The sequence below is a fragment of the Nocardia sp. CY15 genome, assembly GCF_009829295.1.
Lineage (GTDB): Bacteria > Actinomycetota > Actinomycetes > Mycobacteriales > Mycobacteriaceae > Nocardia > Nocardia sputi.
In genome coordinates this window covers 281,644-307,624 of the sequence record NZ_VUOT01000001.1, presented here as the reverse complement: position 1 = coordinate 307,624, position 25,981 = coordinate 281,644, and the positions used below count along the sequence as shown (strand labels likewise).

Genomic DNA, 25,981 nt, shown 5'->3' with positions numbered 1-25,981 from the left:
ACACTATCAATCCCGGCGGTGTTTCCGGCAGAGACACTCGAAGCGGGCGGTACCGGTGGTCCCGGCAACGACTACGGTTACGACGTGTTCTCCGTCGCCGCCCTCGTTCCCTCGCCGCCGGTCCTGGTACCCGAACTGTGCGGCGGCGTGGCGGACGCGGCGGGAACGGGCGAGGCGGACCCGCGCGCGGTGCTGCGGTCCGCCGTGCTCGACACCGTGCGCGTCTTCGCGGACGTGACCGACCGGTGGACCGTGATCGGCGTCGGGGCCGGTGACAGCACGCTCGGCCCGGAGACCGTCGGCACGTTCCGTGGCTTCGGCGCGGACGTGCGAGTCGGTTTGTCCGACACGGCGCTCGCCGCGGCGGAGCAGTCCGATGCCGGCCTGCCGTTGGCCGTACTGATCGGCGGTTGGCTACGCGGGCAGGTCGCGCCGGGCGCGGTAGCCGAGGCGCGGGTCGTGCCCGCGGACGCGACACCGGAGCACTGCCTGGAGGTGGGGGCGAAGCTGCGCGCCGATCTGGACGGCGACGTCGCGGCGCGCGGTGTGCTGGTCGTCGCCGACGGCGCCGCGACCCTGTCCACCAAGGCGCCCGGTTACCTCGACGAACGGGCCCGGCCGGTGCAGGACGGGCTGGACCGTGCTCTGAGCACGGGTGATCGCGCCGCACTGCGGGCGCTCGATCCCGGGCTGTGCGCCGACCTGGTTCTCGCGGGCCGCGCCGCCTACCAGATGCTGGCCGGACTCTTCCGCGCCGATCCGGTGGTCGAGACACGCTATTGTGACGCTCCGTTCGGGGTCGGCTACCACGTGAGCCTGTGGCGGCCCGCAGGAGACGATGCTTCGTGACGGATGCGGGTATCACTCCGATCGCCGTGGTCGGTCCCACCGCCACCGGCAAATCCGATCTCGCCCTGGACCTGGCCGAGCGGCTCGGCGGCGAGATCGTGAACATCGACGCCATGCAGCTCTATCGCGGCATGGACATCGGCACCGCGAAGCTGCCCGTGGCGCAACGCCGCGGCATTCCGCACCACCAGCTCGACGTGCTCGAGGTGACCGACACCGCGTCGGTGGCCGCCTATCAGGCGGCGGCGAGCGCCGACGTCGTCGCGATCATGGAGCGCGGGCGGGTGCCTGTCATCGTGGGCGGCTCGATGATGTACGTCCAAGCGCTGCTGGACGACTGGGAGTTCCCCGCCACCGATCCGGCCGTTCGGGCGCGCTGGGAGGCGGTGCTCGCCGAAGGCGGCGTCGCCGCCGTGCACGCGGCGTTGCGCGAGGCCGATCCGGTGGCCGCGGCCACCATCCTGCCCACCGACGGTCGCCGCATGGTACGCGCGCTGGAAGTCGTGGAACTCACCGGACGGCCGTTCGCCGCCTCGGCGCCGACCATCGGGCAGCCGCGCTGGGGCACCGTGATCATCGGCGTCGAACGGGACACCGCGGCCCTGGACGCCCGGATCGAGCGGCGCACCGCCGCGATGTTCGAGGGCGGGCTGGTCGAGGAGGTACGCGGCTTGATCGACTGCGGCCTGCGCGAGGGTGTCACCGCGCGCCGCGCCATCGGCTACGCACAAGTCCTGGCCTATCTGGACAACGAATACGACCTGAACCACGCTCAGGAACGCACTCTGATCGGCACCCGGCGCTACGTGCGCAGGCAACGCTCCTGGTTCCGGCGCGATCCCCGGGTGCGGTGGGTGGACGGCGCCGCCGCGGATCCGGCCGTGACGGCGCTGGCCCTGCTCGAAGAGAAAGAACGGACCCCGCAGTGACCCGACGTGTGACCACGCGCAACGCCTCCGTCCAGGTGTGGCAGGCCTACCTCAACAACCGCACCAAACGTCATCGCGACGGCCGTTTCCTGGTGCAAGGTGTCCGTCCGATCACTCAGGCCGTGGCCAACGACTGGCCGCTGGAGACGCTGCTGTACCGCCTCGGCGGCCCGGAGCTGTCGAGCTGGGCGCGCGAACTGCTGGACACCAGTGCTGTGCCGCAGGTCGGCTTGGTGCCCGAGCTGATGGCCGAACTCGGCGAGAAGTCCGGTGGCATACCGGAATTGGTGGCGGTCGCGGAGTCGCGCCAACCCGGGCTGGAGACCTTCCAGCCGGGGGAGCCGGGGGAGGACGCACCGGTGGTCGTGGTGTTCGACCGGCCCAACTCACCGGGCAACCTCGGCACGCTGATCCGCTCGGCAGACGCCTTCGGCGCCAGTGGAGTCATCGTCACCGGGCACGGCGCCGACCAGTACGACCCGCAGGCCGTTCGCGCTTCGACCGGTTCGCTGTTCGCCGTGCCGGTGTTCCGCGTCGCCGGGCCCGCGCAGGTACTGGAGTTCCGCAATCGGCAGGTCCGCCGCGGCATTCCGACCCGCATCGTGGGGACCGACGAGCACGGCAGGGACGCCGCCTACGACTACGACTTCACCGACGCGACCATCCTCGTCATCGGCAACGAGACCAGCGGCATGAGCGCCGCCTGGCAGACGGCCTGCGACGACATGGTGCACATCCCGATGGGCGGCACTGCCAGCTCGCTGGGGGCGCCCTCGGCGGCGGCGGTGACGCTCTACGAAATTTCCCGGCAGCGCAGGACGTTTGCCAAGTGACCACGAGATAGGGAGACATCGCCTGTGCCGGACATCGAGTTCACCAAGGGCCACGGCACCCAGAACGATTTCATCGTGCTGCCGGACCCGCAGGCCGACCTGGCGCTGACAGCCGCGCAGGTCGCCGCGCTGTGCGATCGCAGACGCGGTCTCGGCGCCGACGGCGTGCTCCGGGTCGCGCGGGCGGGTGCGCTGCGGGACGCCGGAGTGCTCGCGCGGCTTCCGGAGGAGGTCGGCGCCGACGACTGGTTCATGGACTACCGCAACGCCGACGGCTCGATCGCCGAGATGTGCGGCAACGGCGTGCGTGTGTTCGCCCACTATTTGACCGCCTCGGGACTGGAGACCCGCGACAGTTTCGTCGTCGGCAGCCGTGCCGGGGCGCGCCCGGTCACGGTGCATGCCGGGAACGAGGTCACCGGCGACGTCACCGTCGGTATGGGCCGGGTGCGCGAACTCGGCGCGTCCACGGCGACCATCGCGGGCTGGGCGCTGTCCGGGATCGGCATCGATGTCGGCAATCCGCATCTGGCCTGTGTCGATCCGGGGATGTCCGCCGACGCGCTCGGCAAGCTCGACCTGAGCGTGCCGCCCGGCTTCGATCCGGACCTGTTCCCGCACGGGGTGAACGTCGAGATCGTCACCGCGCTGGACGACGCGGGGGCGGTCGACATGCGGGTCTACGAGCGTGGTGTGGGCGAAACACGTTCCTGCGGAACGGGAACCGTCGCCGCGGCGGCCGCGGCGCTGGCCGCCGACGGCTTCCGGATCGCCGAGGACACCGGCCGGGTGACCGTCCGGGTGCCCGGCGGTGAACTGACCGTCGGGCTCGAGCGCGGCTCGGCGTGGCTGCGCGGACCGTCGGTCCTGGTGGCCACCGGACGCGTCGCCGGATCGTGGTGGGACGGTCCGTGAGCGGGTCGCCTCCGATTAACCGGGTGCGTACTGCGGTGATGTCGTGGCAGCATGGATAGTGTATGAGAAAGTCAGAGACGTATGAATTCACTCCGGCGGACGCGAACGACAGCGCCGCCGAGTCGGCCGACGACGCTGTGACCGGCGAAGACGCGGCAACCGGCGACGTGGTCGCCGAGCACGCCGCCCGGATGAACCGGTCGGGCTGGTCGGCCGATCCGACCGTGGGTGAGCTGCAGCTGGACGAGCGCAGTTCGCTCCGGCGAGTGGCGGGCCTTTCCACCGAGCTCACCGACATCACCGAGGTCGAGTACCGGCAGCTGCGCCTGGAGCGTGTCGTGCTGGTCGGTGTCTGGACCGCGGGCACGGCGGCGCAGGCAGAGGCGAGCATGGCCGAGCTGGCGGCGCTGGCCGAGACCGCGGGCTCCGAGGTGCTCGAGGCGCTGATCCAGCGCCGCGACCGGCCGGACCCGGCTACCTACATCGGCTCCGGAAAGGCCGAGGAACTGCGTTCGGTCGTGCTGGAGACCGGCGCGGACACCGTCATCTGCGACGGTGAGCTGACTCCGGCGCAGCTGACCGCGCTGGAGAAGGTCGTCAAGGTGAAGGTGGTCGACCGGACCGCGTTGATCCTGGACATCTTCGCCCAGCACGCCACTTCCCGAGAGGGCAAGGCGCAGGTCTCCCTGGCCCAGATGGAGTACATGCTGCCCCGGCTGCGCGGTTGGGGTGAGTCGATGTCCCGGCAGGCCGGTGGTCGCGCGGGCAGCAACGGCGGCGTGGGTCTGCGCGGCCCCGGTGAGACGAAGATCGAAACCGATCGTCGTCGCATCCGCGAGCGCATGGCCAAGCTGCGCCGGGAGATCCGGGAGATGAAGACCGCGCGCGACACCATGCGGGCGCGCCGCAACTCCAGCGGCATCCCGTCCGTCGCGATCGTCGGCTACACCAACGCGGGCAAGTCGAGCCTCATGAACACCCTCACCGGCGCCGGCTTGCTGGTGCAGGACGCACTGTTCGCCACGCTCGATCCGACCACGCGCCGGGCCGAGCTGGACGACGGACGCGAAGTCGTCTTCACCGACACCGTGGGCTTCGTGCGCCACCTGCCGACCCAGTTGGTCGAGGCCTTCCGCTCCACCTTGGAGGAGGTGACCGGCGCCGACCTGCTGCTGCACGTGGTGGACGGCTCCGACGCGCTGCCCGCCGAGCAGATCAAAGCCGTCCGCGAGGTGATCACCGACGTGATCAAGGAATCCGGCACGCCCGCGCCGCCGGAATTGCTCGTGGTGAACAAGACCGACGCGATGGGGCCGACGGAACTCACCAACCTGCGCGCGCTGCTGCCGGACGCGTCGTTTGTCTCCGCGCACGACGGGCAGGGCATCGACGCGCTGCGCGCGCGGCTCGCCGAAATGCTCGGCGGCTTGGACGTGGAGATCAGCGTGCTGCTGCCGTACACGCGCGGTGACCTGCTCGCCCGCATCCACGCCGACGGCCGCATCCTGAGTTCGCACCACGAGGAGGGTGGAACCCGCGTTCGCGCGCGCGTCCCCCATGCCCTGGCCGCCGCCCTGTCGGAGTACGCGCACGCGGGCACGGCAGGCACCGAGGAAACCGGCGAGTAAGGCGCCGGGGTAGACGTAGGCGGCGGCGCGCGCGAAAGGCGGGCGCGGCGGGCGCCTGAAGGTTGGTGAGTAAGGCCTCGGGTGGAGGTACGTGTCGGCGCGCGGGAAAGGCGGGCGCGGCAGGCGCCCGGAGTCCGGCGAGCAAGGCCTCGGGTAGACCCAACCGTCGGCGTGCAGGAAGCAAGCCTCGGTAACACCGCCGGTCCGGTGCGATGTGGGCGTATTCACAGCGCAGCCGCGCGTCGTGGCGGTGTGGCTGCCCCAGCAGGGCGATGACGTGCTGGTTCGCGGCAGGCTTGCCGCAGTGCCGGGCACGCCTACCGAGGGACCGAATCGGGCGTGTCGCGATACCACTCGCACATCCGGTGCGACGCAGTCGATTTCGTTGCGCTATCGTCATCGAATCGACACCAGGAGGGTTCATGTCGGACGCCCGCTCCGATTCCCGCACCCGGCGCTCCGGCGCCGCGAACAGCGCCGATCCGGTGCTCACCGACGGTGCGCCGCTGTCGGTCTCGCTGACCGGCATCGATCTGCGGCTGATCGAGACCCTCCTCGCGCCGCTGCGCGCGTGGACCAGCCCGCGCTTCTACGGTTTGGAGAACATCCCGGCCGACGGGCCGGTGCTGCTGGTCGGTAACCACAACCTGCTCGGCGGCATCGACGCGCCGATGCTGTTGCCCGAGGTGTTGCGCCGCCGCGGCCGCCTGATCCGCGGTCTCGCCGAGAACGTGCTGATGAATCTCCCCGGTCTGCGTCACCTGTTGCACCACTACGGCACGGTGCGCGGGACCCGGTCCAATTGCCTGGCCCTGCTCCGGCGCGGCGAGGCGGTGATGGTCTTCCCCGGCGGCGGTCGTGAGGCGGTCCGTCGCAAGAACGAGAAGTACCTGCTGAAATGGGAGGGTCGCAGTGGGTTCGCGCGCATGGCCATCGAGGCGGGCGCGCCCATCGTCCCGGTCGCGATGATCGGCGTCGACGACGCCTACGACATCGTGGTCGACGGCGACCACCCGATTCTGCGTCCCTTGCGGTGGACCGTGGAGGCCCTCGGGCTCAGTCGCGACCTCACCCCGCCGCTCATTCGCGGCATCGGCCCCACCGTCATCCCGCGTCCGGAGCGTTTCTACTTCTCCGCGGGCGCGCCCATCGATCCGGCGCCCTGGCGCACCGCCGACGACATGCACGCCGCCGCGACGGAATTCCGCGACGTGGTGCGCAAGGCGCTGGAGGAGGAGATGAACTTCCTCTTCACCGAACGGGCGCGCGACGAAGGCCGTACCTTGGTGGGCCGTTTACGCGGCTGGCTGAAACGCTGACGGGCGCGCACTCCCAAGTTGGTGACGCCCTCTCTTCAGTGACCGATTTCGGCAGCCATCGGCTGTAAATGGCGTTCGACCAGCGGCTCTGGTCGGTGGATCCTCGATTGGTGATCGCGCGGGATGCTCCCGGCCCTACCAGGCCGCCGTGCCGCGTCAATGCCGAATTCGGCGACCGAGTGGCGGGCGGCCTCGATGCGCTGGAGTGCGCCCGGACGAGGCCGAGGTACAAAGCCGTCTCAGGCGGCGTCGGCAGGACTGGCCGCTGTCCGCAGCGATCGTGCGCGGTCGGGCGCAGACCCTCCGCTGGTTGCCCGACCGTGTTCTGTGTATCTCGAAGAATCAGCGCGCCCGAATACTCGACGGTGCCGTGTGCGCGCAGACGACCGTCCGGGAGACCGTCGACAGCGGCCCGGCCAGGCCCACGACCGCCGAATCGGCGTACCGGACTCGTTGGCCGGTCGCGCCGGAGCTCTCGACCGTTTGCCGGGAATCTCGCCTGCGGATCTCGCCCCCTGCCGCCGGTCCAGGTGAGACCATGATTCCGGCCCCAGAAGTGAACACAGATTCTCCTTCCGGGTACGGTATGAGGCAACGACTGGTCGGTGTGGACCGGCCGGTGTGGTCACTAGGAGGTTGGCGTGGAACGCACACTGTTCGAACCCGAACACGATCTGTTCCGGGAGTCGTTCCGCAAGTTTCTCGATCAGCACGTCGCGCCGAACCACGCGAAGTGGGAGGAGCAGGGCATCGTCGACCGGGAGGTCTGGCTCGAGGCGGGCAAACAGGGCTTCCTCGGCATGGCCATGCCGGAGGAGTACGGCGGCGGCGGGGTGAAGGACTTCCGTTACAACGCCATCGTCTCCGAGGAGTCCGTCCGCGGCCAGTACTCCGGTCTCGGCTTCACGCTGCACAACGATGTGATCGCCCCTTACCTGCTCGAGCTGGCCGACGACGAGCAGAAGCAGCGCTGGTTGCCCGGCTTCTGCTCCGGCGAGATCATCACCGCGATCGCCATGACCGAACCGGGCACCGGGTCGGACCTGCAGGGCATCAAGACCCGCGCGGTACGCGACGGGGACGATTGGATCCTCAACGGCGCCAAGACCTTCATCACCAACGGCATCAACTCCGACATCGTGATCGTGGTGGCGCAGACCGACCCGGAGAAGGGGGCGATGGGCTTCAGCCTGCTTGTGGTCGAGCGCGGCATGCCCGGCTTCGAGCGCGGCCGCAACCTGGACAAGCTCGGCCTCAAAGCCCAGGACACCGCCGAGCTGAGCTTCAACGACGTGCGCGTGCCAGGAAAGAACCTGCTCGGCGCCGAGGGGATGGGCTTCATCCACCTCATGCACAACCTGCCGCAGGAACGGCTGTCGATCGCCGTCATGGCCGCGGCGGCGATGGAGTCCTGCCTGGACATGACCGTCCAGTACGTCCGCGACCGCAAGGCGTTCGGCAAGCCGCTCGGCGCACTGCAGAACACCCGTTTCGTGCTCGCCGAACTGGCCACCAAGACCACCGCGGTGCGCCTGATGGTCGACAAGTTCATCGAACTGCTCAACGAGGGCAAGCTGACCGCCGAGGACGCGGCCATGGCCAAATGGTGGAGCACCGAGGAGCAGCTCGACCTGATCAACCGCTGCCTGCAATTGCACGGCGGATACGGCTATATGAAGGAATATCCGATCGCGAAGGCCTACATGGACGCGCGTATCCAGACCATCTACGGCGGCACCACCGAGATCATGAAGGAGATCATCGGGCGCAGCCTGAAACTCTCCTGACCGCAGCGGTTCACTGCGGCACAATCGCCTCCCGAGGACTCGACGGCCGTCGATCGTCCGGAGTGGAGGTGCTGCGATGCCGAGCTTGGCCAACCAGGTCGTGCGGGGATATCTGAAGGCGACACGCGCCAATCGCGTATTCGTCGATGCCGACGCGGCGCACGAGCGAATCCTCGAGCTGAGCGTCCGGCCCCGCAACTACGGTCCGCCGCGCCGGCTGCGTGCGGATGTGGCGATCGAGGTGGACCGTCGCGGCGGCTGGCCGGTTTACACCCTGACTCCGCCTGGTCGCCGGGTCCGGGGAAACGTCGTGTACGCGCACGGTGGCGGCTGGGTGCACGAGATCGCACCGCAGCACTGGGCACTGTGCGCGGCCGTCGCCGCGGAAGCCGGCGCGGCCGTGACGGTCGCGATATACCCGCTGATTCCGTTCGGGACGGCCGCGCAAGTCGTCCAGGGCTTCGTAGAACTGGTGCTGGCCAACCGGGAAACATACGGGAACGTCTGCCTGGCGGGCGATTCGGCCGGTGGGCAGATCGCCCTTTCGTCCGCGCTGGTGCTGCGCGACGACCATGGGGTGCGTCTGCCCGGCACCCTGTTGATCGCACCCGCCCTCGATCTCTCGCTGACCAATCCCGAGATCGAGGTCGTGCAGCCGCGCGACCCGTGGCTGGGCGTCCCGGGAACGCGGGTGCTCATCGAGCACTGGCGCGGAGATCTCGAGATCGCCGACCCTCGGGTCAGCCCGCTCGTCGCCGACCTGCGCGGCCTGGGGCCGCTGACGGTGTTCTGCGGCACCGACGACATCCTGCACCCGGACAGTTGTCTGCTGGTCGACGCCGCGCGCGGCGCCGGAGTCGCGGTCGACTACCACGAGGGTCGGGGGCTGCCGCATGTCTATCCGCTGACTCCGACGCCCGAGGGCCGGGCCGCGCGTGGGGTCATCATCGAAAGGATACGAAGCGCGCTCGCCGAGTAAACGAGGACGATCACCCACCGCCTGCGGGCAGCGTCACCACGAAGTGGGCGCCGCCGGACGCGCCATCGGTGACGCGGATGGTGCCCGCGTGGCGTTCGACGACGTCGCGGACGATGGCCAAGCCTAGACCCGCGCCACCTTCGTCACGGGTGCGCGCGTCGTCCAAGCGGACGAATCGCTGGAATATTCGGTCGCGGTCGGCGTGCGGCACCCCCGGGCCGTCGTCGGTGACCGACAGCACGACTCGCCCTTCGTCGTCGCGGTCCACCGCGACGCGCACGATGCTCGCGGCATGCCGCTGGGCGTTGTCGACGAGGTTGCCCAAGACGCGGGCGAGCTGCGTCCGGCTCCCGGTCACCGCCACGGCCTGCTCCGGTACCGCGATCTCCACCGAGACCCGGTCGCCGACACGGTGCTCGAGTTCCTCGCGTACCAGGGCGGTCACGTCCACGCGATCCGAACGCGGCTGCTCGCCCGCGTCGAGCCGGGCCAAGAGCAGCAAGTCGGCCGCGAGATGTTCCAGCCGGATGGTGTCGCCGATCAATCCGTCCAGTTCCAGCAGGCTGGGGTGGGCCTGGGCGACTTCGAGCTGAGTGCGCAAGCTCGCGATGGGGCTGCGCAATTCGTGTGCGGCGTCGGCGATGAACCGGCGCTGGCGCTCCGCGGATTCCTCCAGCGCGGCCAGCGTGGCGTTGGTGGTGCTCGCCAGCCTGGCGATCTCGTCGCGGGAGCCCGGTTCGGGCACACGCCGGGAGAGATCGCCGTCCATGATCTCGGCGAGCTGGCTGCGGATCGCCTCCACCGGGCGCAGGGCGCGCCGGGTCACCAGCCAGGTCACCAGGGCCACCACGGCCAGCAGCGGCGTGACGCCGATCAGCATCGCCAGGCGTGCGTCCGCCACCGCGCTGTCGGCGGTCTCGAGGGACGAGCCCGCGTAGACGGTGGCGGGCTGTCCGCCCGGGAGGGTCACCGGGAGCGCGGCCACCCGGAACGGGTGCGGCCCGTCTTCCGGGTCCACCGTCAGCCGTACGTCGCCGAATTCGGCCTCGGCGGCCGCGGGTGTGGCGGGGCCGGCGGACGGAGGGGCGCTTTCGTCGTCGTCTTCTTCCTCCTCCTCTTCCTCTTCGTCGTCGTCCTCGTCCTCGTCACCTTCGTCGTCGGGAGCTTTCGCGTACGGACCGAAATCGGCCATCGGTGGTTTCCCCGCGAGGTCGTCGGGCGCGGCCAGAACGCGGCGGTCGATCGAAACGATCTGCACCGGTTGGTTCTCGGCGTCGGGAAACGTCAACCGGCCGAGATCGGCGCCCGCCGCGAGCTCGGTCACCATGTCGCGCGCGGTGGTCTCCGCCTGTAATTCGGCGCTCTCGATCAGGTTGTGGCGCAACACCGCGAGCACCGCGAGACCGGCCACCGTGAGCGCCACCGCGACCACCGCCGTCGCCGCCACCGTGGTGCGCGCGCGGACCGAACGCCACCAGGCGCGCCCCTTCCGCTCAGTCACGATCGGCTGCCAGCCGGTAGCCCGCGCCGCGGACGGTGGTGATCGATCGGCGCCCGAACGGCGCGTCGATCTTGCGGCGCAACGTGCTGATATAGACCTCGACGATGTTCGGATCACCGTCGTAGGCGAAATCCCAGACATGTTGCAGGATATCGGATTTCGACACCACCTCCCCGGCCCGGACGGCCAAGTGCTCGAGCACGGCGAACTCTTTGGCGGTCAGCGTCACCTCCTGCACGCCCCGGCGGCAGGTGCGGGTGGCGGGGTCCACGATCAGGTCGCCGACGCGCAGAACCCGTGCGCCGCCACGTGTTCGGCGGCGCAGCAGGGCCCGAATCCGGGCCAGCAGCACCAGGTAGGAGAACGGCTTGCTGAGATAGTCGTCGGCTCCGGTATCCAGGCCCTCGGCCTCGTCGTACTCGCCGTCCTTCGCAGTCAGCATGAGCACCGGTGTCTCGTGGCCCGCGGCGCGCAGCGCGGCGCAGACTCGGTAGCCGTTCATGCCGGGCAGCATGATGTCCAGAATGATCAGGTCGTAGTCGGTGGTGGTCGCCAGGTGCAGGCCCTCGGCGCCGTCGTGCACCACATCCACGGCAAATCCCTCGGCCGACAACCCTTTTGCCAGCGTGAGAGCCAAACGTTTCTCGTCCTCAACGATCAGCAGACGCATCCGACAAGAGTGGCAGACGAATGCTGAAACGATCTTCAGGTGGCTTCAGCTCGCCTTCAGCTCCGGTTCGTCACAGTGGGAGCCATCGAGATCAACACTCCCGCAGGAGGTTCCAGATGACAACCGTACTCCGCCGTGCTTACGCCGGTCTTCGCTGGCTGATGGTCGGCACGGCCGTCGCGGCCGCCGTCGTAGGTCTGAGTGCCGTCCTGGCCGCGGTCGCCACGGGTGGTCCGGACGATCACACCGTCTCCTTCCAGTCCTCCGCGGCTGACTGGTCGCTGGTGGCCGACACCGGGATCAGCAGGCAGCAGGCGATCGACAAGGCGGTGCAAGCCGTGCCCGGCGGGCGGGTCGTATCCGCCGAACTCGACACCGACCGCGGCAAGCCGGTCTGGGAGGTGGAGCTCACCACGCCGCAGGGGGTCGAGCACGATGTGACGATCGACGCCGGCAGCGGCGAGGTGCTCGCCGACGTCGACCACGACTGACCTGCTCGCGCGGTCTATCGGCTGCCGACGTGTCGGGTCGGTGCGCGGGTGTTTGCTATCGGGCGGCCGGGATCCGGAGGGAGATCCCGGCCGCAGCTGTGCTTGCGTCACAACTCGGGTCGGCGCACCGGGTAGGAGCCCCACGAACGCGTTCGCCGAGCATCGGAGATTTCCACCTCCCGAAGGTTTGCCCGGGAGTAGCCTCAAGGTTGTCCGCTCGAGGAATCGAGGTCGCGATGCACGAGATGGCCATCACCCAGGGCGTCATCGACGCCGTCTGTGAGCACGCGGCGGGGCGGCGGGTCCACTCCGTCACCGTCGAGGTCGGAGCGCTGTGCGCCGTCGTCCCCGATGCCATGCGGTTCTGTTTCGAAATCGCGGCCGAGTCGACGGTCGCCGAGGGCGCGGAACTGGTCCTGGTGGAGATTCCGGGCGTCGCGGCGTGCCGGACCTGTGGAGCCGAGTTCCGGTTGCCGGACCCGATCCTGCTGTGTACCTGCGGCAGCGCCGATGTCGAGATCCGCTCCGGGCGCGAGCTGCGTATCCGATCCATGGAGGTGAGTGAGGCATGTGCGCAACCTGCGGGTGTGGCGACGACGCCGCCGCGCTGATTCGCGTCCCACACGACCACCAGCACGCCGACGGGCGCGACCATGCCCACGCGGCGGAACATCAGCACGCGCACGAACATCAGCACCCCCACGACCATTCCCACGGCCAGGGCGCCGACCACGTCCACGTGCCCGCCACCGAGACGGTCACGCTGGAACTGAAGGTCCTCGCCAAGAACGACGAACTGGCGCAGCGCAACCGGTCCTGGCTGGCCGAGCGTGACATCGTCGCGCTCAATATGACCAGCTCGCCGGGGGCGGGGAAGACCAGCTTGCTCGAACGCACCATCCTGGAGTCCGGACAGACCCCGATCGCGGTGATCGAGGGCGACCAGGCGACATTGCTCGACGCCGAACGGATCGAGGCCACCGGGTGCCGTGTCGTACAGGTCAACACCGGCGCGGGCTGTCACTTGGACGCCGAGATGATCTACCGCGCGCTGGACACGCTCGATCCCGCGCCGGGCACGCTGCTGTTCGTCGAGAACGTCGGCAACCTGGTCTGCCCGGCGCTGTTCGACCTGGGCGAGGGGGAGAAGGTCGTCGTCATCTCGGTGACCGAGGGGACCGACAAACCGTTGAAGTATCCGCACATGTTCCAGGCGGCGGGGCTGGTGCTGGTGAACAAGACCGACCTGCTGCCGTACGTCGATTTCGATTTGGACCGATGCCGGGAATACATCCACTCGATACACCCCGGCGTCGAGGTCCTACCGCTGTCTGTGACCAGCGGTGCAGGCCTGTCGCGTTGGTACGACTGGCTGGCCGCGCGGCGTCGCCCGGCCGGTTCGGCGGCTGCGGAGAAAGCCGCTGGACGAGCTTGATATATTGGAGTGATCAGGATCACATTCGCGGGTGACCCCTTCTTCGAGAAAGGTGAGATTCGGCCCCCGGTGGTCCGCTGCGGAAGGTGGCACACATGCCCACGCAGGAAGCAATACGAGCCGAAGAGACGCTGATCCACGTTCTCTGGATCAACGCGGGACTCAGCTGTGACGGTGACTCGGTCGCCTTGACGGCGGCCACGCAGCCGAGCATCGAAGAGATCGCCCTCGGCTCACTCCCGGGTCTGCCGAAGATCGCCGTGCACTGGCCGCTCATCGACTTCGAGTGCGGCCCCAACGGCGGCGCCGACGATTTCCTGGAGTGGTTCTTCAAGGCCGACCGCGGGGAACTCGAACCGTTCGTGCTGGTGGTCGAGGGCTCGATTCCGAACGAGCAACTCAAGGAAGAGGGCTACTGGTGCGGGTTCGGCAACAATCCCGCCACCGGCCAGCCCATGACGACCAGCGAGTGGCTGGACCGCCTCGCGCCGAAGGCCACGGCCATCGTGGCGGCGGGCACCTGCGCGACCTACGGCGGCATCCACGCCATGGCAGGCAATCCGACAGGTGCGATGGGCGTGCCGGACTATCTCGGCTGGACCTGGAAGAGCAAGGCGGGCATTCCGATCGTCTGCGTTCCCGGCTGCCCGATTCAGCCGGACAACCTCTCCGAGACGCTCACCTACCTGCTCTACATGGCGACCGGACAGGCGCCGATGATCCCGCTCGACGACGCGCTGCGGCCCAAGTGGCTGTTCGGGGCGACCGTGCATGAGGGTTGCGACCGCGCGGGCTACTACGAGCAGGGTGAGTTCGCCACCGAGTACGGCTCGCCGAAATGCATCGTGAAACTGGGCTGCTGGGGGCCGGTGGTCAAGTGCAACGTCCCCAAGCGTGGCTGGATCAACGGCTTGGGCGGGTGCCCGAACGTCGGCGGCATCTGCATCGGCTGCACCATGCCGGGCTTCCCGGACAAGTTCATGCCGTTCATGGACGAACCGCCCGGCGGAAAGCTCTCGTCCAGCGCATCGGGGCTCTACGGATCGGTGATCCGCAGCCTCCGTCACATCACCGGACGCACGGTCGACAAGGAGCCGCACTGGCGGCACCGGGGGCGGAAGCTGGAGACCGGCGCGACCCGCACTTGGTAGGAGATCTCTGATGACCCAGATCATCCCGGAGCCGTCGCACCGAACGATCGAGCCGAACCGTCTCGTGGAGATGGCGTGGGACCCGATCACTCGCATCGTCGGCAGCCTCGGCATCTACACGAAGATCGACTTCGACAATCGGGAAGTGGTCGAGTGCCACAGCACCTCGTCCATCTTCCGCGGTTACTCGATCTTCATGAAGGGCAAGGATCCGCGCGACGCGCACTTCATCACCAGCCGCATCTGCGGCATCTGCGGCGACAACCACGCCACCTGTTCCTGCTACTGCCAGAACATGGCCTACGGCGTGCGCCCGCCGCACCTCGGCGAATGGATCGTCAACCTCGGCGAGGCCGCCGAGTACATGTTCGACCACAACATCTTCCAGGAGAACCTGGTCGGCGTGGACTACTGCGAGAAGATGGTCTCCGAGACCAACCCGGGCGTGCTGGCCAGGGCCGAGAACACCGAAGCGCCGCACGCGGGCGACCACGGGTATCGCACGATCGCCGACATCATGCGGGCGCTCAACCCGTTCACCGGTGAGTTCTACCGGGAGGCACTGCAGGTCAGCCGCATCACCCGCGAGATGTTCTGCCTGATGGAAGGCAGGCACGTCCATCCCTCCACGCTGTATCCCGGCGGGCCGGGCACGGTCGCGACGATCCAGTTGATGACCGATTACCTGTCGCGGCTGATGCGCTACGTGGAGTTCATGAAGAAGGTCGTGCCGATGCACGACGACTTGTTCGACTTCTTCTACGAAGCGATGCCCGGCTACGAGAAGGTCGGTCTGCGGCGCACGCTGCTGGGTTGCTGGGGCTCGTTCCAGGACCCGGAGGTCTGCAACTTCGAGTACAAGGACATGGAGGACTGGGGCCGCAAGATGTTCGTCACTCCGGGCGTCGTGGTCGACGGCAAACTGCTGACCACCTCCTTGGTCGACATCAACCTGGGCCTGCGGATCCTGCTGGGCAGTTCGTACTACGAGGACTGGACCGATCAGGAGATGTTCGTTCCGACCGATCCGCTGGGCAATCCGGTGGACCGGCGCCATCCCTGGAACCAGCACACCAACCCCCGGCCGCAGAAGCGCGACCTGGACGAGAAGTACAGCTGGGTGATGTCGCCGCGGTGGTTCGACGGCACCGACCACCTCGCTCTGGACACCGGCGGCGGCCCGCTGGCCCGGCTGTGGGCGACGGCGCTGGCCAACCTGATCGACATCGGGTACGTGAAGTCGACCGGCAACAGCGTGCAGATCAACCTGCCCAAGACCGCGCTCAAAGGCCCGGTCACGCTGGAGTGGAAGATCCCCGTGCACGGCAGCAACACCCTCGAGCGCAACCGCGCGCGCACCTATTTCCAGGCGTACGCGGCGGCCTGCGCGCTGCACTTCGCGGAGAAGGCGATGGCCGAGATCCGCGCAGGCCACACGAAGACCTGGGAGAAGTTCGAGGTCCCCGACGAGGGCATCGGTTGCGGCTTCACCGAGGCGGTACGCGGCGTGCTGTCGCATCACATGGTGATCCGGGACGGCAAGATCGCCAACTACCACCCGTATCCGCCGACGCCGTGGAACGCCAGCCCGCGCGACAGCTTCGGTACGCCGGGACCCTACGAGGACGCGGTGCAGGGGCAGCCGATCTTCGAGGAGAACGACCGCGAGCACTTCAAGGGCATCGACATCATGCGCACGGTGCGCAGTTTCGATCCGTGCCTGCCGTGCGGCGTTCACATGTATCTCGGCAAGGGCAAGACGCTGGAGAAACTGCATTCACCGACGCAGACGCTCACCCCCGAGTGAGTCCGCGTCGGGCGAAACGACCGGAGGTGACGGTGGAGGATCGCCCGGACGACCAGGACGACGTCACGCGCGGTGAATCCCGGTGGCGCGAAGCCGGTGATCGCATCGAGACCTTGCTGGAGGCGAGTTCGGCGGGCGGTGCGCTCGCCCGCGAGCGCGCCGAGCAATTGGTGCGCGAGCTCGTCGAACTCTACGGCGCGGGATTGACCCGCGTGGTCGGACTGCTCGACGCGGAAGCGGTCGAGCGGCTGGCTCGCGACGATCTGGTCGCGAGCCTGCTGCTCGTGCACGGCCTGCATCCGCACGACGTGGACACCCGCGTACGGGCCGCGCTGGACAGCGTGCGCCCCTACCTCGGTTCGCACGGCGGCGACGTCCACCTGGTCGACATCGTCGACGGCGTGGTCCGCTTGGAACTGGCGGGCAGTTGCAAGAGCTGTCCGTCCTCGTCGGTGACGCTCGAACTGGCCGTCGACGACGCCGTGCGGGCGGCGGCGCCGGAAATCGAGTCCATCGAAGTCGTCGCGGCGCAGCCGGAGTCGGCGGGGGTGATCTCCGCCGACTCGTTGTTCTCCCGTGTGCACGCCGACACCCGGCGGTCCGGCAGCTGGGTCGCGGTCCCCGAACTGGCCGAGCTGAGTGCGGGCGAGGTGGGTGGGTTCGCCGTCGCCGGGCTGACCGTGCTGGCCTGCCGGGTGGGCGAGGAGTTGTACGCCTACCGGGACCACTGCCCGAACTGTGACCGCTCCCTGGCGGGTGCGGTGCTGGAGCGCCGCGTGGGATTCCCGGTCGGTGACGCGGTGCTGCGGTGCCCGACCTGCCGGGCGCACTACGACATGGTGCACGCGGGCGCCCGGGTCGACGGCGACGGGCACCTCGAACCGTTGCCGGTGCTCGTGCGTTCGGGCGAACTCTCGGTGGCGGTACCGGTGGGGGTGGGCGGGTGAGCACACCGTTCCGTGCGCTACAGCGGATCGCCGCCGATCGCGGGCCCGCCGCCCGGCCCGGCGAGCGATGCGAGATGTGCGCGGAGCCGATCGCCGAGGAGCACCAGCACGTCGTGAACGTCGAAGGCAGGCAGCTGATGTGCGTGTGCCGCAGCTGCTATCTGCTGTTCGTCGACCAGAACGCCGCGCTGCGTTATCGTGCCGTGCCGGATCGGTATCTCGCGTTCCCCGACTTCACGATCAGCCAGGCCGAATGGGACGCGCTGGAGATTCCGGTGAGCCTGGCGTTCTTCTTCCGCAATTCCGCACTGGGCCGGACGGTGGCGTTCTATCCCGGGCCCGCGGGCGCGACGGAATCGGAATTGTCCCTGGAGCAATGGCAGTCCATCCTCCAACGGCATCCCGAGTTGGACGTGCTCGCGCCCGACGTGGAGGCGCTGCTCATCCGGGTGCCCGATCGCAGTACCGAGCGGGCGGCCTGCCTGCTGCTGCCCATCGACGCCTGTTACGAGTTCGTCGGCCGGATGCGGCTGCTGTGGCGCGGTTTCGACGGCGGCCAGGATGTGCGGCGGTACCTCGAGCAGTTCTTCGCCGAAGCGTCGGCCCGCGCGAAATCCGGTGGTGCGCCGTGAGTCCGGTGTACTCGACGACCTTCGCCGTGCTCGAGATGAAACCCGAGCCGTACGCGGTCGCGCCGATTCTGTCCGCACGCGTCGGCATCGCCGCGCTCGCTGAGGAACCCGTGCACGCCATCGCCCTGCGCGCGCAGGTGCGCATCGAGCCGTTCCGCCGCGGTTACTCCGACGAAGAGGGCGCGGGGTTGACCGATCTGTTCGGCCCGCGCGAGCGGTGGCACGAGACCCAGCGTTCGTTCCTCTGGATGCACTGCGCCACCATGGTTCCGAGTTTCAGCGGCGGCGCCGAAGTGGATCTGCCGATGCCGTGCACCTACGACTTCGAGGTGACCGGATCGAAGTACCTGCACGCGTTGCGCGACGGTGTGGTGCCGCTGCTGTTCCTCTTCAGCGGGACGGTCTTCATCCGGGGCAGCACGGGATTCGCCATTCAGCAGATCCCGTGGGACCGCGAGGACAAGTTCGACATGCCGGTGTCGGTGTGGCAGGACCTGATGGCCGCGCATTACCCCAATTCCGGGTGGGTGCGGCTGCACAAGGACACCCTGCAGGCGCTCGCCGCTTACAAATCCGGCCACGGCCTGGTCGGCTTCGACGACGCGGTGACCCGGCTGCTGACCGAGGTGACGCCGTGACGACCGCCGAAGCCCGCGCCCGCGCTCGTGCCGTCGCCGACGCGGTGCTGTACGAGGGCTACCTGCTCTACCCCTATCGGGCCGACGCGCGCAAGAACCAGTCGCGATGGCAGTTCGGTGTGCTGGGGCCGGAAGGAGCCGCCGCCGCGGGGCTCGGTGAGGAGTCGACGCTGTCGGCGCAATGCCTGCTCGACGCGGGCCCGAACCCGGAGATCACCCTCATCGTCCGGTTCCTCCAGCTCCAGCGCCGCCAAGTGGTGAACACGGACGGTGTGCCCGTCGCCGAACTGTCCGATGGCGAGCGGTCGTGGCTGTCCTGGGACGAGGCGGTCGAGCAGGAGGTCGTCGTCGGGCCGGTCCCGCCCGGCGCGCTCGTCCGGCCGCTGGACATTCCGGGCGGCACCGACACCGAGGAGATCGGCCCGGCGCAGGGTGTGCTCGTGCGGACCCGGCTGCCGTTGGCGGGCGAACTCACGCTCGCGGCCGATCGCGACGACGGCTACCTGCGGCTGACGGTCGGGCTGCGCAACGTGGGCGCACCCGCCACCGACAAGCGCGACGCCATCGCCCGGTCGCTGATCGGCGCGCACGTCATCGCGGAGGTCACCGGCGGTGAGTTCGTTTCGCTGCTGGAGCCGCCGCCCGGCGCGGCTGCCGCGGCCGCCCGCTGCGACCGGTATCGGTGCTTCCCGGTACTCGCGGGCCCGCCCGGCGAGTACAGCATGCTGCTGATCTCGCCGATCATTCTCTACGACCACCCGGAGATCGCCGAGCAGAGCGAAGGCGCGCTGTTCGACTCCACCGAGATCGATGAAATCCTCACGCTGCGCGTGCTCACGATGACCGACGCGGAGAAGGCGCAGGCGCGGGCCACCGACCCGCGCGCGGCCGAGATCATCGACCGTTGCGAAGCGATGTCACCGGAGTCCATGCGGCAGTTGCACGGGGTGCTGCGCGACCCGCACCCCGATCGCGCACGGTTGATCCCGGAGATCCCCGAGGGCGTCGATTGGTGGGACCCGCTGGCCGACGGAGCCGTTCGCCCGGACTTCGACGCGGTCCCGGTCGCGGGCGTGCTGGTAGGCAAGGGCAGCCGGGTCCGGCTGCATCCGTCGCGGCGCGCCGACGCCCAGGACCTGTTCTTCGACGGACAGTGCGCCCGCGTCGTCTCGGTCCACGAGGACGTGGACGGACAGGCGCACGTCGGGGTCGTGCTGGAGGACGACCCAGCGGCCGAGCTGCACGAATGGTACGGCCGCTACCTGTATTTCGCGCCCGACGAACTGGAGCCGCTCGACGGCCCCGAGAAGTGAAAGGAAGTCCGCTATGGAAACCGTGGGAGTGGTCTCGACGACTGTCGTCGCCGTGCTGGTCGCGGCGGGGTTGTATCTCGGCGTGCGGTCGATACCGGATCTGCGGCGCTACCTGAAGATCCGGCACATGTAGCGGTCGACCGGAAAGGAGCATCATGGGTGAGCATCGCGAAGAGCCGCAATCGGCACGTGGCGCGCCTGGTTCGCGCGACGCCGGCGCCGACGTCGCGGCCGGAGGACCGGCGCAACGGGAGCCGGGCGACATCGGTCACGAGGAGATGACCTCCGCGCACACCGAAGACGTCAAGAAGCAGACCGAGTTCACGTCGCAACCCCCGCCCGGCACCGAATCGGCGGCACCGCCCTACGACGAGCGCAAGCAGGCCGCCAACGCCCCGGACGAGACAGCGACCGGAAAGGTGGACGACGCGCGGGTGGGCGGCGCGACGACGCCGACCGAGGAGAAGGGGTGAATCGACGGCCGCGGTGCTGATCGCCGGGATCGGCAACATCTTCCTCGGCGACGACGGATTCGGTCCCGAGGTGGTGCGGCGGCTGCCGCACCACCCCGACCCGGGTGTGCGCGCGGTGGACTACGGCATCCGCGGCATGCACCTCGCCTACGACCTGCTCGACCCCTGGGACGCGCTGGTGCTGGTCGACGCCGTGCCCGACCGCGGCGCACCCGGCCGGGTCGAGGTGTTCCGCGCCGTGCCGGAGGACGCGGGCGCCGCGCATCTCGACGCACACGCGATGAGCCCGGACGCCGTCTTCGCCGGGGTACGCGCGCTGGGTGGGGCGCTGCCGCCCACCGTGGTGATCGGCTGCCAGGTCGCGTGCGTGGACGAAGGCATCGGCCTGTCCGCGCCGGTCGCCGCGGCGGTGGACGAAGCGGTCGCCGCCGTCGGCGCCGTGCTCGCCGAGCTGCTTTCCAGTAGTGCCCCGCCGGTTACCGCGCGACAGGAGGACTGACCGATGTGTCTGGGCATCCCGGGACGGGTGATGGCGATCCCCGACGGCTACCACGACCAGATCGCGCTGGTCGACGTGTCCGGTGAGCAGCGCAAGGTGAACATCGGCCTGCTCGACGACGATCCGGCGCGACCAGGGGACTGGGTGATCATCCACATGGGCTTCGCGGTGGAGAAGACCGACGAGGCGGGTGCGGCGGCCGCGCTGGACGGGCTGCGATTGCTGCAACGCGGGGACCAGCCATGACCACCGAGCGGCTGCGACGGCGGCTCTTGGTGCGCGGCGTGGTCCAAGGCGTCGGGTTCCGCCCGTTCGTCTACACCACCGCCGCCGAACTGGCGCTGTCCGGCAGCGTGAGCAACGACAGCAGCGGAGTCGTCATCGAAGTCGAGGGCGCGCAGGCGGATCTCGAAGAGTTCGCCGAGCGGCTGCGGCTGCGGCCGCCCCCGCTGGCGGTGGTCGAATCGGTCGAGCAGGCCGACATCCCGGTGCGTGGCGGCACCGGATTCCACATCGCGGGCACCACGCGCGACGGCGGCGGCCGCACGCTGGCCTCACCCGACGTCGCGATCTGCGCCGATTGCGAGCGCGAATTGCGCGACCCGGCGGATCGGCGCTATCGCCATCCGTTCGTCAACTGCACCAACTGCGGGCCGCGTTTCACCATCATCGCGAGCCTGCCCTACGACCGCGAGCGCACGTCGATGTCCGACTTCGCCATGTGCGACCGGTGCGCACGGGAGTACGCCGACCCCGCCGACCGGCGCTTCCACGCGCAGCCCATCGCCTGCCCCGACTGCGGTCCCACGCTCACGTATACGGGGCCGGGAGCCGGTGAGCCGCTGACGGCCGCGCGGCGACTGCTGCGCGAGGGCGGCATCCTGGCGGTCAAGGGCATCGGCGGATACCACCTCGCGTGCGACGCCACGAACGAGTCGGCCCTCGCGGAGTTGCGCAGGCGCAAACGCCGCGGCGACAAGCCTTTCGCCGTGATGGTGCCGGATCTCGCCACGGCACAGGCCGTAGTCGTCGTCGACAGCGCCGCCAAGACGCTGCTGACCAGCCCGGCTCGCCCGATAGTGTTGCTCGCGCGCCGGTCCGCGCCGGGAGAATCCCGTCCGGTCCTCGGTGCTGCGAGGACGACCGCTCGAGCGGGCGAAGAAGCGGCGATCGCCGTGCCCGGAGTCGGCGCTGCTCAGCCGCACCGTTACCCGATCCCGGCTCCGTCGGTGGCGCCCGGCAACCCGGATCTGGGCGTCATGCTCGCCTACACTCCGCTGCACCTGCTGCTGTTCGGCCTACCCGGCGACCCGCCCGGGCCGCAGGTGCTGGTGATGACTTCGGGCAATCTCGGTGGCGAGCCGATCTGCTATCAAGACGACGATGCCCGCGCCCGCCTCGCCGGGCTCGCCGACGGCTGGCTGTCGCACGACCGGCGCATCCTGGTGCCCTGCGACGACTCGGTGGTGCGTTCGCTGGACGGCCGGGAACTGCCCGTCCGGCGCTCGCGCGGTTACGCGCCCCTGCCCCTGCTGCTGCCCGTGCCACTGCCGCCGACCCTCGCGGTCGGCGCGGACCTCAAGAACACCTGCGCGATGGCGGAGGGCCGCTACGCCTGGCTGAGCCAGCACATCGGCGACATGGACGACCTGGCGACGCTGCGTTCCTTCGACGCCGCCCAGCGGCACCTCGGAGAACTCACCGGGGTACGCCCGGTCCAGTTCGTCGCCGACGCACACCCGGGCTATCGCTCCACCGCATGGGCGCGCAGGCACGCCGGGGAGCGAACCGTGTACACCGTCCAGCACCACCACGCCCACATCGCCGCCGTCATGGGCGAGCACGGACTCGGCCCCACCGAGCAGGTGGTCGGCATAGCCTTCGACGGCACCGGGTTCGGGCCGGACGGCGCGGTGTGGGGCGGCGAGGTGCTGCTGGCGGGCTACAAGGGCTACCGCCGCCTGGCCCACCTGAAGTACGTCCCGCTGGCGGGCGGCGATCTCGCGGTGCGCAGGCCCTACCGCATGGCGCTGGCGCACCTGCGAGCGGCAGGCATCGAGTGGGCCGAGGACATCCCCGCGGTCGCGGCCTGCCCGCCCGCCGAGCGATCGGTGCTGGCCCACCAGTTCCGGACCGGATTGGGCTGCGCGCCGACGTCGAGCATGGGCCGGTTGTTCGACGCGGTGTCCTCGCTGTGCGGCGTGCGGCACGTCGTCGACTACGAAGCCCAGGCGGCGATCGAGTTGGAGGGGTTGTCGCGCACCGGCGCGGAGGGCGCCGTCGCATACCGGTTCCCGGTGGACGACGGCGATCCCGCCGTGATCGATCCCGCGCCGGTGCTGGCGGCCGTGCTCGCCGACATTCGCGCGGGCGCGCCCGCACAGGTGGTCGGCGCGCGGTTCCACGCCGCCCTGGCCCGGTTGGTGCTCGATCTCGCGGCTCGCTACGCCGCCGCGTCGACGGCCGTCGCCCTGTCCGGCGGCGTCTTCCAGAACGCCCTGCTACTCGCGCGGTCGTGTGCGCTGCTGCGCGACAACGGGTTCACCGTGATCACCCACCGCCGGCTGCCACCCAACGACGGTGGCCTCGCGTTCGGGCAACTCCTCGCGTGCAGCGAGGGATGAGCGAAGGAGAGCAACGATGTGTCTTGCGGTACCAGGCAAAGTGCTCAGCCTGCACGAGCGGGACGGCACGTTGATGTCGGTCGTCGACTTCGGCGGCCTGCACAAGGACGTGTGCCTGCAATACATCCCGGACGCGGCGGTCGGTGACTACGTCGTGGTCCACGTCGGCTTCGCGATCCAGCGGTTGGACGAGGAGTCCGCGTTGCGGACCCTGGCCGAGTTCGAGCACCTCGGCGTACTGAACGAGGAATTCGGCGACGGCTTCGAGATCGCCGCCAAGCAGGCGGGTGTGGACAACCCCGCCGCCGAACCACCACGTGAGCAACCGGAGGCGACGTCATGAAGTACCTGGACGAATTCAGCAACCCCGAGCTGGCCCAGCACCTGCTCGATCGGATCCGCAGCGCGACCAGCCGCCGCTGGGCGATCATGGAAGTCTGCGGCGGGCAGACCCATTCGATCATCCGCCACGGCATAGACCAGCTGCTGCCCGACCAGATCGAGATGATCCACGGTCCCGGTTGCCCGGTCTGCGTCACCCCGCTCGAGGTGATCGACAAAGCGCTGGAGATCGCCGCGCAGCCGGGCGTGATCTTCTGCTCGTTCGGCGACATGCTGCGCGTGCCCGGCAGCTCCAAGGACCTGTTCCGGGTAAAGAGCGAAGGCGGTGACGTCCGGGTGGTGTACTCGCCGCTGGACGCGCTCAACCTGGCCAGGGAGAATCCCGACCGCGAAGTCGTCTTCTTCGGCATCGGGTTCGAGACGACCGCCCCGGCCAACGCCATGACGGTGTATCAAGCGAGACGGCTCGGCATCCGGAATTTCTCGCTGCTGGTCTCACACGTGCTGGTCCCGCCCGCGATCGCCGCGATCATGGAGTCGCCGACCTGCCGGGTCCAGGGCTTCCTGGCGGCAGGGCACGTCTGCACCGTGATGGGCACCGAAGAGTATCCGCCGCTGGCCGAGCAGTACCGGGTGCCGATGGTGGTCACCGGATTCGAGCCACTGGACATCCTGGAAGGTATCCGCCGCACCGTGCTGCAACTGGAGTCGGGCAGGCACGAAGTGGAGAACGCCTACCCCCGGGCGGTGGCCGCGGCGGGCAACCCCGCCGCGAAAGCCATGCTGCAGGACGTCTTCGAGGTCACCGACCGGGCCTGGCGCGGCATCGGCGTGATCCCGCGCAGCGGCTGGCGGCTGTCGGACCGCTATCGCGAGTTCGACGCCGAACACCGCTTCGCCGTGGGCGACCTGCACACCGCCGAGTCGTCCGTCTGCCGCTCCGGCGAGGTGCTGCAAGGGTTGATCAAACCGAACGAGTGCGCCGCCTTCGGCAAGGAGTGCACGCCGCGTAACCCGTTGGGCGCCACCATGGTGTCCTCGGAAGGCGCGTGCGCCGCCTACTACCTGTACCGGCGTCTCGACCTGCCCGCGGAGGTGGCACATGCGTGAGGACGGCGCCGCCTCCCCGACGATCGATATGGAGGGCTGGGTCTGCCCGATGCCGCTGCGGGATTCGCCGAATATCGTGATGGGTCACGGCGGCGGCGGCGCGATGTCCGGCGAGCTCATCGAGCATCTGTTCCTGCCCGCGTTCGGCCCGGCCGCGAGCGCGGACCTGGCCGACTCCGCGGTGGTCACGCTCGATGGCGCGCGACTGGCATTCTCTACCGATTCGTTCGTCGTAAAGCCGATAGTGTTCCCCGGCGGCACGATCGGTGAGCTCGCGGTCAACGGCACGGTGAACGATCTGGCCATGTCCGGTGCGCGTCCGATGGTGCTGTCCACCGCGTTCATCCTCGAGGAGGGCACCGCGCTGGCCGACATCGCGCGCATCGCGCAGGCGGTCGGCACCGCCGCGCTGGCGGCGGAAGTCCGGCTGGTCACCGGGGACACCAAGGTCGTCGACGCCGGGCACGGCGACGGTATCTACATCAACACCGCCGGAATCGGTGTGGTGGCCCCCGAGGTGGACATCCGGCCGCAACGGGCGGCGCCGGGCGACGTCGTGCTGGTCAGCGGCGACATCGGCGTGCACGGTGTGGCGGTGCTCAGCTGCCGCGAGGGACTGGAGTTCGGCACCACCGTGCTCAGCGACACCGCGCCGCTGCACGGATTGGTCGCGGCGATGCTGGCGACCGGCGCGGACGTGCACGTGTTGCGCGATCCCACCCGCGGCGGCGTCGCGGCCTCGCTCAACGAGATCGCGCGCGCCGCGAAGGTCGGTGTGTCGCTGGACGAGCGCCAGCTCCCGGTGCCCGACGGCGTGCGCGACGCGTGCGGCCTGCTCGGGTTGGACCCCATGTACGTGGCCAACGAGGGCAAGTTGCTGGCGTTCGTCCCGCCGGAGGACGCCGACCGCGTGCTGGCGGCGATGCGGGAGCACCCGCTGGGCGCGCAGGCCGCGGCGATCGGCCGATGCGTCGCCGAACATCCCGGCATGGTGGTGGCTCGCACGGCGCTCGGCGGAACGCGCGTGGTGGATCTGCCCGCGGGTGAGCAACTGCCGCGAATCTGCTGACGCGGTCCGCGAATCGGTCCGCAGCTGGAAGGCGAGGTGT

The 25,981-nt window shown here is 69.4% G+C and carries 27 protein-coding genes; 24 read left to right on the top strand and 3 right to left on the bottom strand.

All coding sequences use genetic code 11. From position 1 onward, the window contains the following. Positions 1-18: 18 nt before the first annotated feature. The 6 genes from GVY39_RS01485 (at position 19) to GVY39_RS01460 (ending at position 6,473) form a co-directional block, all read left to right on the top strand. Positions 19-849 carry a hypothetical protein gene (locus GVY39_RS01485; protein WP_223512994.1) on the top strand — a complete coding sequence of 277 codons (831 nt, stop codon included), beginning with the start codon at positions 19-21 and terminating at the stop codon, positions 847-849. Next, positions 846-1,778, top strand: coding sequence for a tRNA (adenosine(37)-N6)-dimethylallyltransferase MiaA (gene miaA / locus GVY39_RS01480; RefSeq protein WP_159919628.1), 933 nt, complete (start codon positions 846-848; stop codon positions 1,776-1,778). The genes GVY39_RS01485 and miaA overlap by 4 nt, the downstream gene beginning before the upstream one ends. Then, positions 1,775-2,611, top strand: a complete 837-nt coding sequence (locus GVY39_RS01475) for an RNA methyltransferase (protein WP_159919626.1) — start codon at positions 1,775-1,777, stop codon at positions 2,609-2,611. Before miaA ends, GVY39_RS01475 begins: the two co-directional genes overlap by 4 nt. Before the next feature lie 33 nt (positions 2,612-2,644). Further along, positions 2,645-3,526: a diaminopimelate epimerase gene (gene dapF, locus GVY39_RS01470; RefSeq protein WP_159920263.1), complete on the top strand. Its 882-nt coding sequence runs from the start codon at positions 2,645-2,647 to the stop codon at positions 3,524-3,526. 191 nt (positions 3,527-3,717) lie between these two features. Continuing rightward, entirely contained in the window at positions 3,718-5,154 is a 1,437-nt protein-coding gene (hflX, locus tag GVY39_RS01465) for a GTPase HflX (protein ID WP_159920262.1), read from the top strand. A gap of 422 nt (positions 5,155-5,576) precedes the next feature. Continuing rightward, complete coding sequence (locus GVY39_RS01460; protein ID WP_159919624.1) at positions 5,577-6,473, top strand: lysophospholipid acyltransferase family protein; 897 nt, start codon at positions 5,577-5,579, stop codon at positions 6,471-6,473. Between the two features lie 342 nt (positions 6,474-6,815). Here the strand turns inward: GVY39_RS01460 and GVY39_RS01455 are convergent, their stop codons facing one another. Then, the gene (locus GVY39_RS01455) at positions 6,816-7,037 is read right to left on the bottom strand and encodes a hypothetical protein (RefSeq protein WP_159989272.1); all 222 of its coding nucleotides are present in this window, start codon (positions 7,035-7,037) and stop codon (positions 6,816-6,818) included. 77 nt (positions 7,038-7,114) lie between these two features. On the opposite strand from GVY39_RS01455, the gene GVY39_RS01450 reads away from it, so the two are divergent. Then, entirely contained in the window at positions 7,115-8,260 is a 1,146-nt protein-coding gene (locus GVY39_RS01450; protein ID WP_159919622.1) for an acyl-CoA dehydrogenase family protein, read from the top strand. A 76-nt stretch (positions 8,261-8,336) separates the two neighbouring features. Then, the gene (locus GVY39_RS01445) at positions 8,337-9,239 is read left to right on the top strand and encodes an alpha/beta hydrolase fold domain-containing protein (protein WP_159919620.1); all 903 of its coding nucleotides are present in this window, start codon (positions 8,337-8,339) and stop codon (positions 9,237-9,239) included. Between the two features lie 10 nt (positions 9,240-9,249). Here GVY39_RS01445 and GVY39_RS01440 read toward each other — a convergent pair whose 3' ends face one another. Both GVY39_RS01440 and GVY39_RS01435 read right to left on the bottom strand, forming a co-directional pair. Beyond that, positions 9,250-10,740, bottom strand: a complete 1,491-nt coding sequence (locus GVY39_RS01440) for a cell wall metabolism sensor histidine kinase WalK (RefSeq protein ID WP_236565239.1) — start codon at positions 10,738-10,740, stop codon at positions 9,250-9,252. Then, entirely contained in the window at positions 10,733-11,410 is a 678-nt protein-coding gene (locus tag GVY39_RS01435) for a response regulator transcription factor (protein ID WP_159919618.1), read from the bottom strand. Before GVY39_RS01435 ends, GVY39_RS01440 begins: the two co-directional genes overlap by 8 nt. Positions 11,411-11,526: 116 nt before the next feature. Between GVY39_RS01435 and GVY39_RS01430 the strand changes: the two genes are divergently transcribed. The 16 genes from GVY39_RS01430 (at position 11,527) to hypE (ending at position 25,941) form a co-directional block, all read left to right on the top strand. Next, entirely contained in the window at positions 11,527-11,901 is a 375-nt protein-coding gene (locus GVY39_RS01430) for a PepSY domain-containing protein (protein ID WP_159919616.1), read from the top strand. Between the two features lie 236 nt (positions 11,902-12,137). After that, positions 12,138-12,512, top strand: coding sequence for a hydrogenase maturation nickel metallochaperone HypA (locus tag GVY39_RS01425; RefSeq protein WP_159919614.1), 375 nt, complete (start codon positions 12,138-12,140; stop codon positions 12,510-12,512). Continuing rightward, positions 12,470-13,336, top strand: coding sequence for a hydrogenase nickel incorporation protein HypB (gene hypB / locus GVY39_RS01420; protein ID WP_159919612.1), 867 nt, complete (start codon positions 12,470-12,472; stop codon positions 13,334-13,336). Before GVY39_RS01425 ends, hypB begins: the two co-directional genes overlap by 43 nt. 95 nt (positions 13,337-13,431) lie before the next feature. Further along, entirely contained in the window at positions 13,432-14,487 is a 1,056-nt protein-coding gene (locus GVY39_RS01415; RefSeq protein WP_159919610.1) for a hydrogenase expression protein HypE, read from the top strand. 10 nt (positions 14,488-14,497) lie between these two features. Further along, entirely contained in the window at positions 14,498-16,294 is a 1,797-nt protein-coding gene (locus GVY39_RS01410) for a nickel-dependent hydrogenase large subunit (protein WP_159919608.1), read from the top strand. A gap of 32 nt (positions 16,295-16,326) precedes the next feature. Next, on the top strand, positions 16,327-17,241 hold the full coding sequence (locus tag GVY39_RS01405) for a NifU family protein (RefSeq protein WP_159920260.1): 915 nt from the start codon (positions 16,327-16,329) through the stop codon (positions 17,239-17,241). Then, positions 17,238-17,873 carry a DUF5947 family protein gene (locus GVY39_RS01400; RefSeq protein ID WP_159919606.1) on the top strand — a complete coding sequence of 212 codons (636 nt, stop codon included), beginning with the start codon at positions 17,238-17,240 and terminating at the stop codon, positions 17,871-17,873. Before GVY39_RS01405 ends, GVY39_RS01400 begins: the two co-directional genes overlap by 4 nt. 5 nt (positions 17,874-17,878) lie before the next feature. Next, the gene (locus GVY39_RS01395; RefSeq protein WP_195070581.1) at positions 17,879-18,511 is read left to right on the top strand and encodes a DUF6084 family protein; all 633 of its coding nucleotides are present in this window, start codon (positions 17,879-17,881) and stop codon (positions 18,509-18,511) included. Next, the gene (locus tag GVY39_RS01390) at positions 18,508-19,824 is read left to right on the top strand and encodes a hypothetical protein (RefSeq protein WP_159919604.1); all 1,317 of its coding nucleotides are present in this window, start codon (positions 18,508-18,510) and stop codon (positions 19,822-19,824) included. The genes GVY39_RS01395 and GVY39_RS01390 overlap by 4 nt, the downstream gene beginning before the upstream one ends. A 155-nt stretch (positions 19,825-19,979) precedes the next feature. Then, entirely contained in the window at positions 19,980-20,297 is a 318-nt protein-coding gene (locus tag GVY39_RS01385) for a hypothetical protein (protein ID WP_159919602.1), read from the top strand. Positions 20,298-20,310: 13 nt separating this feature from the next. Beyond that, a complete protein-coding gene (locus tag GVY39_RS01380) occupies positions 20,311-20,796 on the top strand; it encodes a hydrogenase maturation protease (RefSeq protein WP_159919600.1) in 486 nt (161 codons plus the stop codon). Between the two features lie 3 nt (positions 20,797-20,799). Continuing rightward, complete coding sequence (locus tag GVY39_RS01375) at positions 20,800-21,042, top strand: HypC/HybG/HupF family hydrogenase formation chaperone (RefSeq protein WP_159919598.1); 243 nt, start codon at positions 20,800-20,802, stop codon at positions 21,040-21,042. Further along, complete coding sequence (locus GVY39_RS01370) at positions 21,039-23,420, top strand: carbamoyltransferase HypF (RefSeq protein WP_159919596.1); 2,382 nt, start codon at positions 21,039-21,041, stop codon at positions 23,418-23,420. Before GVY39_RS01375 ends, GVY39_RS01370 begins: the two co-directional genes overlap by 4 nt. A 16-nt stretch (positions 23,421-23,436) precedes the next feature. After that, complete coding sequence (locus GVY39_RS01365) at positions 23,437-23,763, top strand: HypC/HybG/HupF family hydrogenase formation chaperone (RefSeq protein ID WP_159919594.1); 327 nt, start codon at positions 23,437-23,439, stop codon at positions 23,761-23,763. Further along, on the top strand, positions 23,760-24,872 hold the full coding sequence (gene hypD / locus GVY39_RS01360; protein WP_159919592.1) for a hydrogenase formation protein HypD: 1,113 nt from the start codon (positions 23,760-23,762) through the stop codon (positions 24,870-24,872). Before GVY39_RS01365 ends, hypD begins: the two co-directional genes overlap by 4 nt. After that, a complete protein-coding gene (gene hypE, locus GVY39_RS01355; RefSeq protein WP_159919590.1) occupies positions 24,865-25,941 on the top strand; it encodes a hydrogenase expression/formation protein HypE in 1,077 nt (358 codons plus the stop codon). Before hypD ends, hypE begins: the two co-directional genes overlap by 8 nt. Positions 25,942-25,981: the final 40 nt, after the last annotated feature.

Bases quoted from the DNA above. Each gene is read 5' to 3' on its own strand.
- GVY39_RS01370 (WP_159919596.1), top strand. From the start codon at position 21,039: ATGACCACCGAGCGGCTGCGACGGCGGCTCTTGGTGCGCGGCGTGGTC.
- GVY39_RS01365 (WP_159919594.1), top strand. From the start codon at position 23,437: ATGTGTCTTGCGGTACCAGGCAAAGTGCTCAGCCTGCACGAGCGGGAC.
- GVY39_RS01415 (WP_159919610.1), top strand. From the start codon at position 13,432: ATGCCCACGCAGGAAGCAATACGAGCCGAAGAGACGCTGATCCACGTT.
- GVY39_RS01445 (WP_159919620.1), top strand. From the start codon at position 8,337: ATGCCGAGCTTGGCCAACCAGGTCGTGCGGGGATATCTGAAGGCGACA.
- hypE (WP_159919590.1), top strand. From the start codon at position 24,865: ATGCGTGAGGACGGCGCCGCCTCCCCGACGATCGATATGGAGGGCTGG.
- GVY39_RS01385 (WP_159919602.1), top strand. From the start codon at position 19,980: ATGGGTGAGCATCGCGAAGAGCCGCAATCGGCACGTGGCGCGCCTGGT.
- hypB (WP_159919612.1), top strand. From the start codon at position 12,470: ATGTGCGCAACCTGCGGGTGTGGCGACGACGCCGCCGCGCTGATTCGC.
- GVY39_RS01435 (WP_159919618.1), bottom strand. From the start codon at position 11,410: ATGCGTCTGCTGATCGTTGAGGACGAGAAACGTTTGGCTCTCACGCTG.
- GVY39_RS01410 (WP_159919608.1), top strand. From the start codon at position 14,498: ATGACCCAGATCATCCCGGAGCCGTCGCACCGAACGATCGAGCCGAAC.
- GVY39_RS01425 (WP_159919614.1), top strand. From the start codon at position 12,138: ATGCACGAGATGGCCATCACCCAGGGCGTCATCGACGCCGTCTGTGAG.
- GVY39_RS01430 (WP_159919616.1), top strand. From the start codon at position 11,527: ATGACAACCGTACTCCGCCGTGCTTACGCCGGTCTTCGCTGGCTGATG.
- hflX (WP_159920262.1), top strand. From the start codon at position 3,718: ATGAACCGGTCGGGCTGGTCGGCCGATCCGACCGTGGGTGAGCTGCAG.
- hypD (WP_159919592.1), top strand. From the start codon at position 23,760: ATGAAGTACCTGGACGAATTCAGCAACCCCGAGCTGGCCCAGCACCTG.
- GVY39_RS01375 (WP_159919598.1), top strand. From the start codon at position 20,800: ATGTGTCTGGGCATCCCGGGACGGGTGATGGCGATCCCCGACGGCTAC.
- GVY39_RS01460 (WP_159919624.1), top strand. From the start codon at position 5,577: ATGTCGGACGCCCGCTCCGATTCCCGCACCCGGCGCTCCGGCGCCGCG.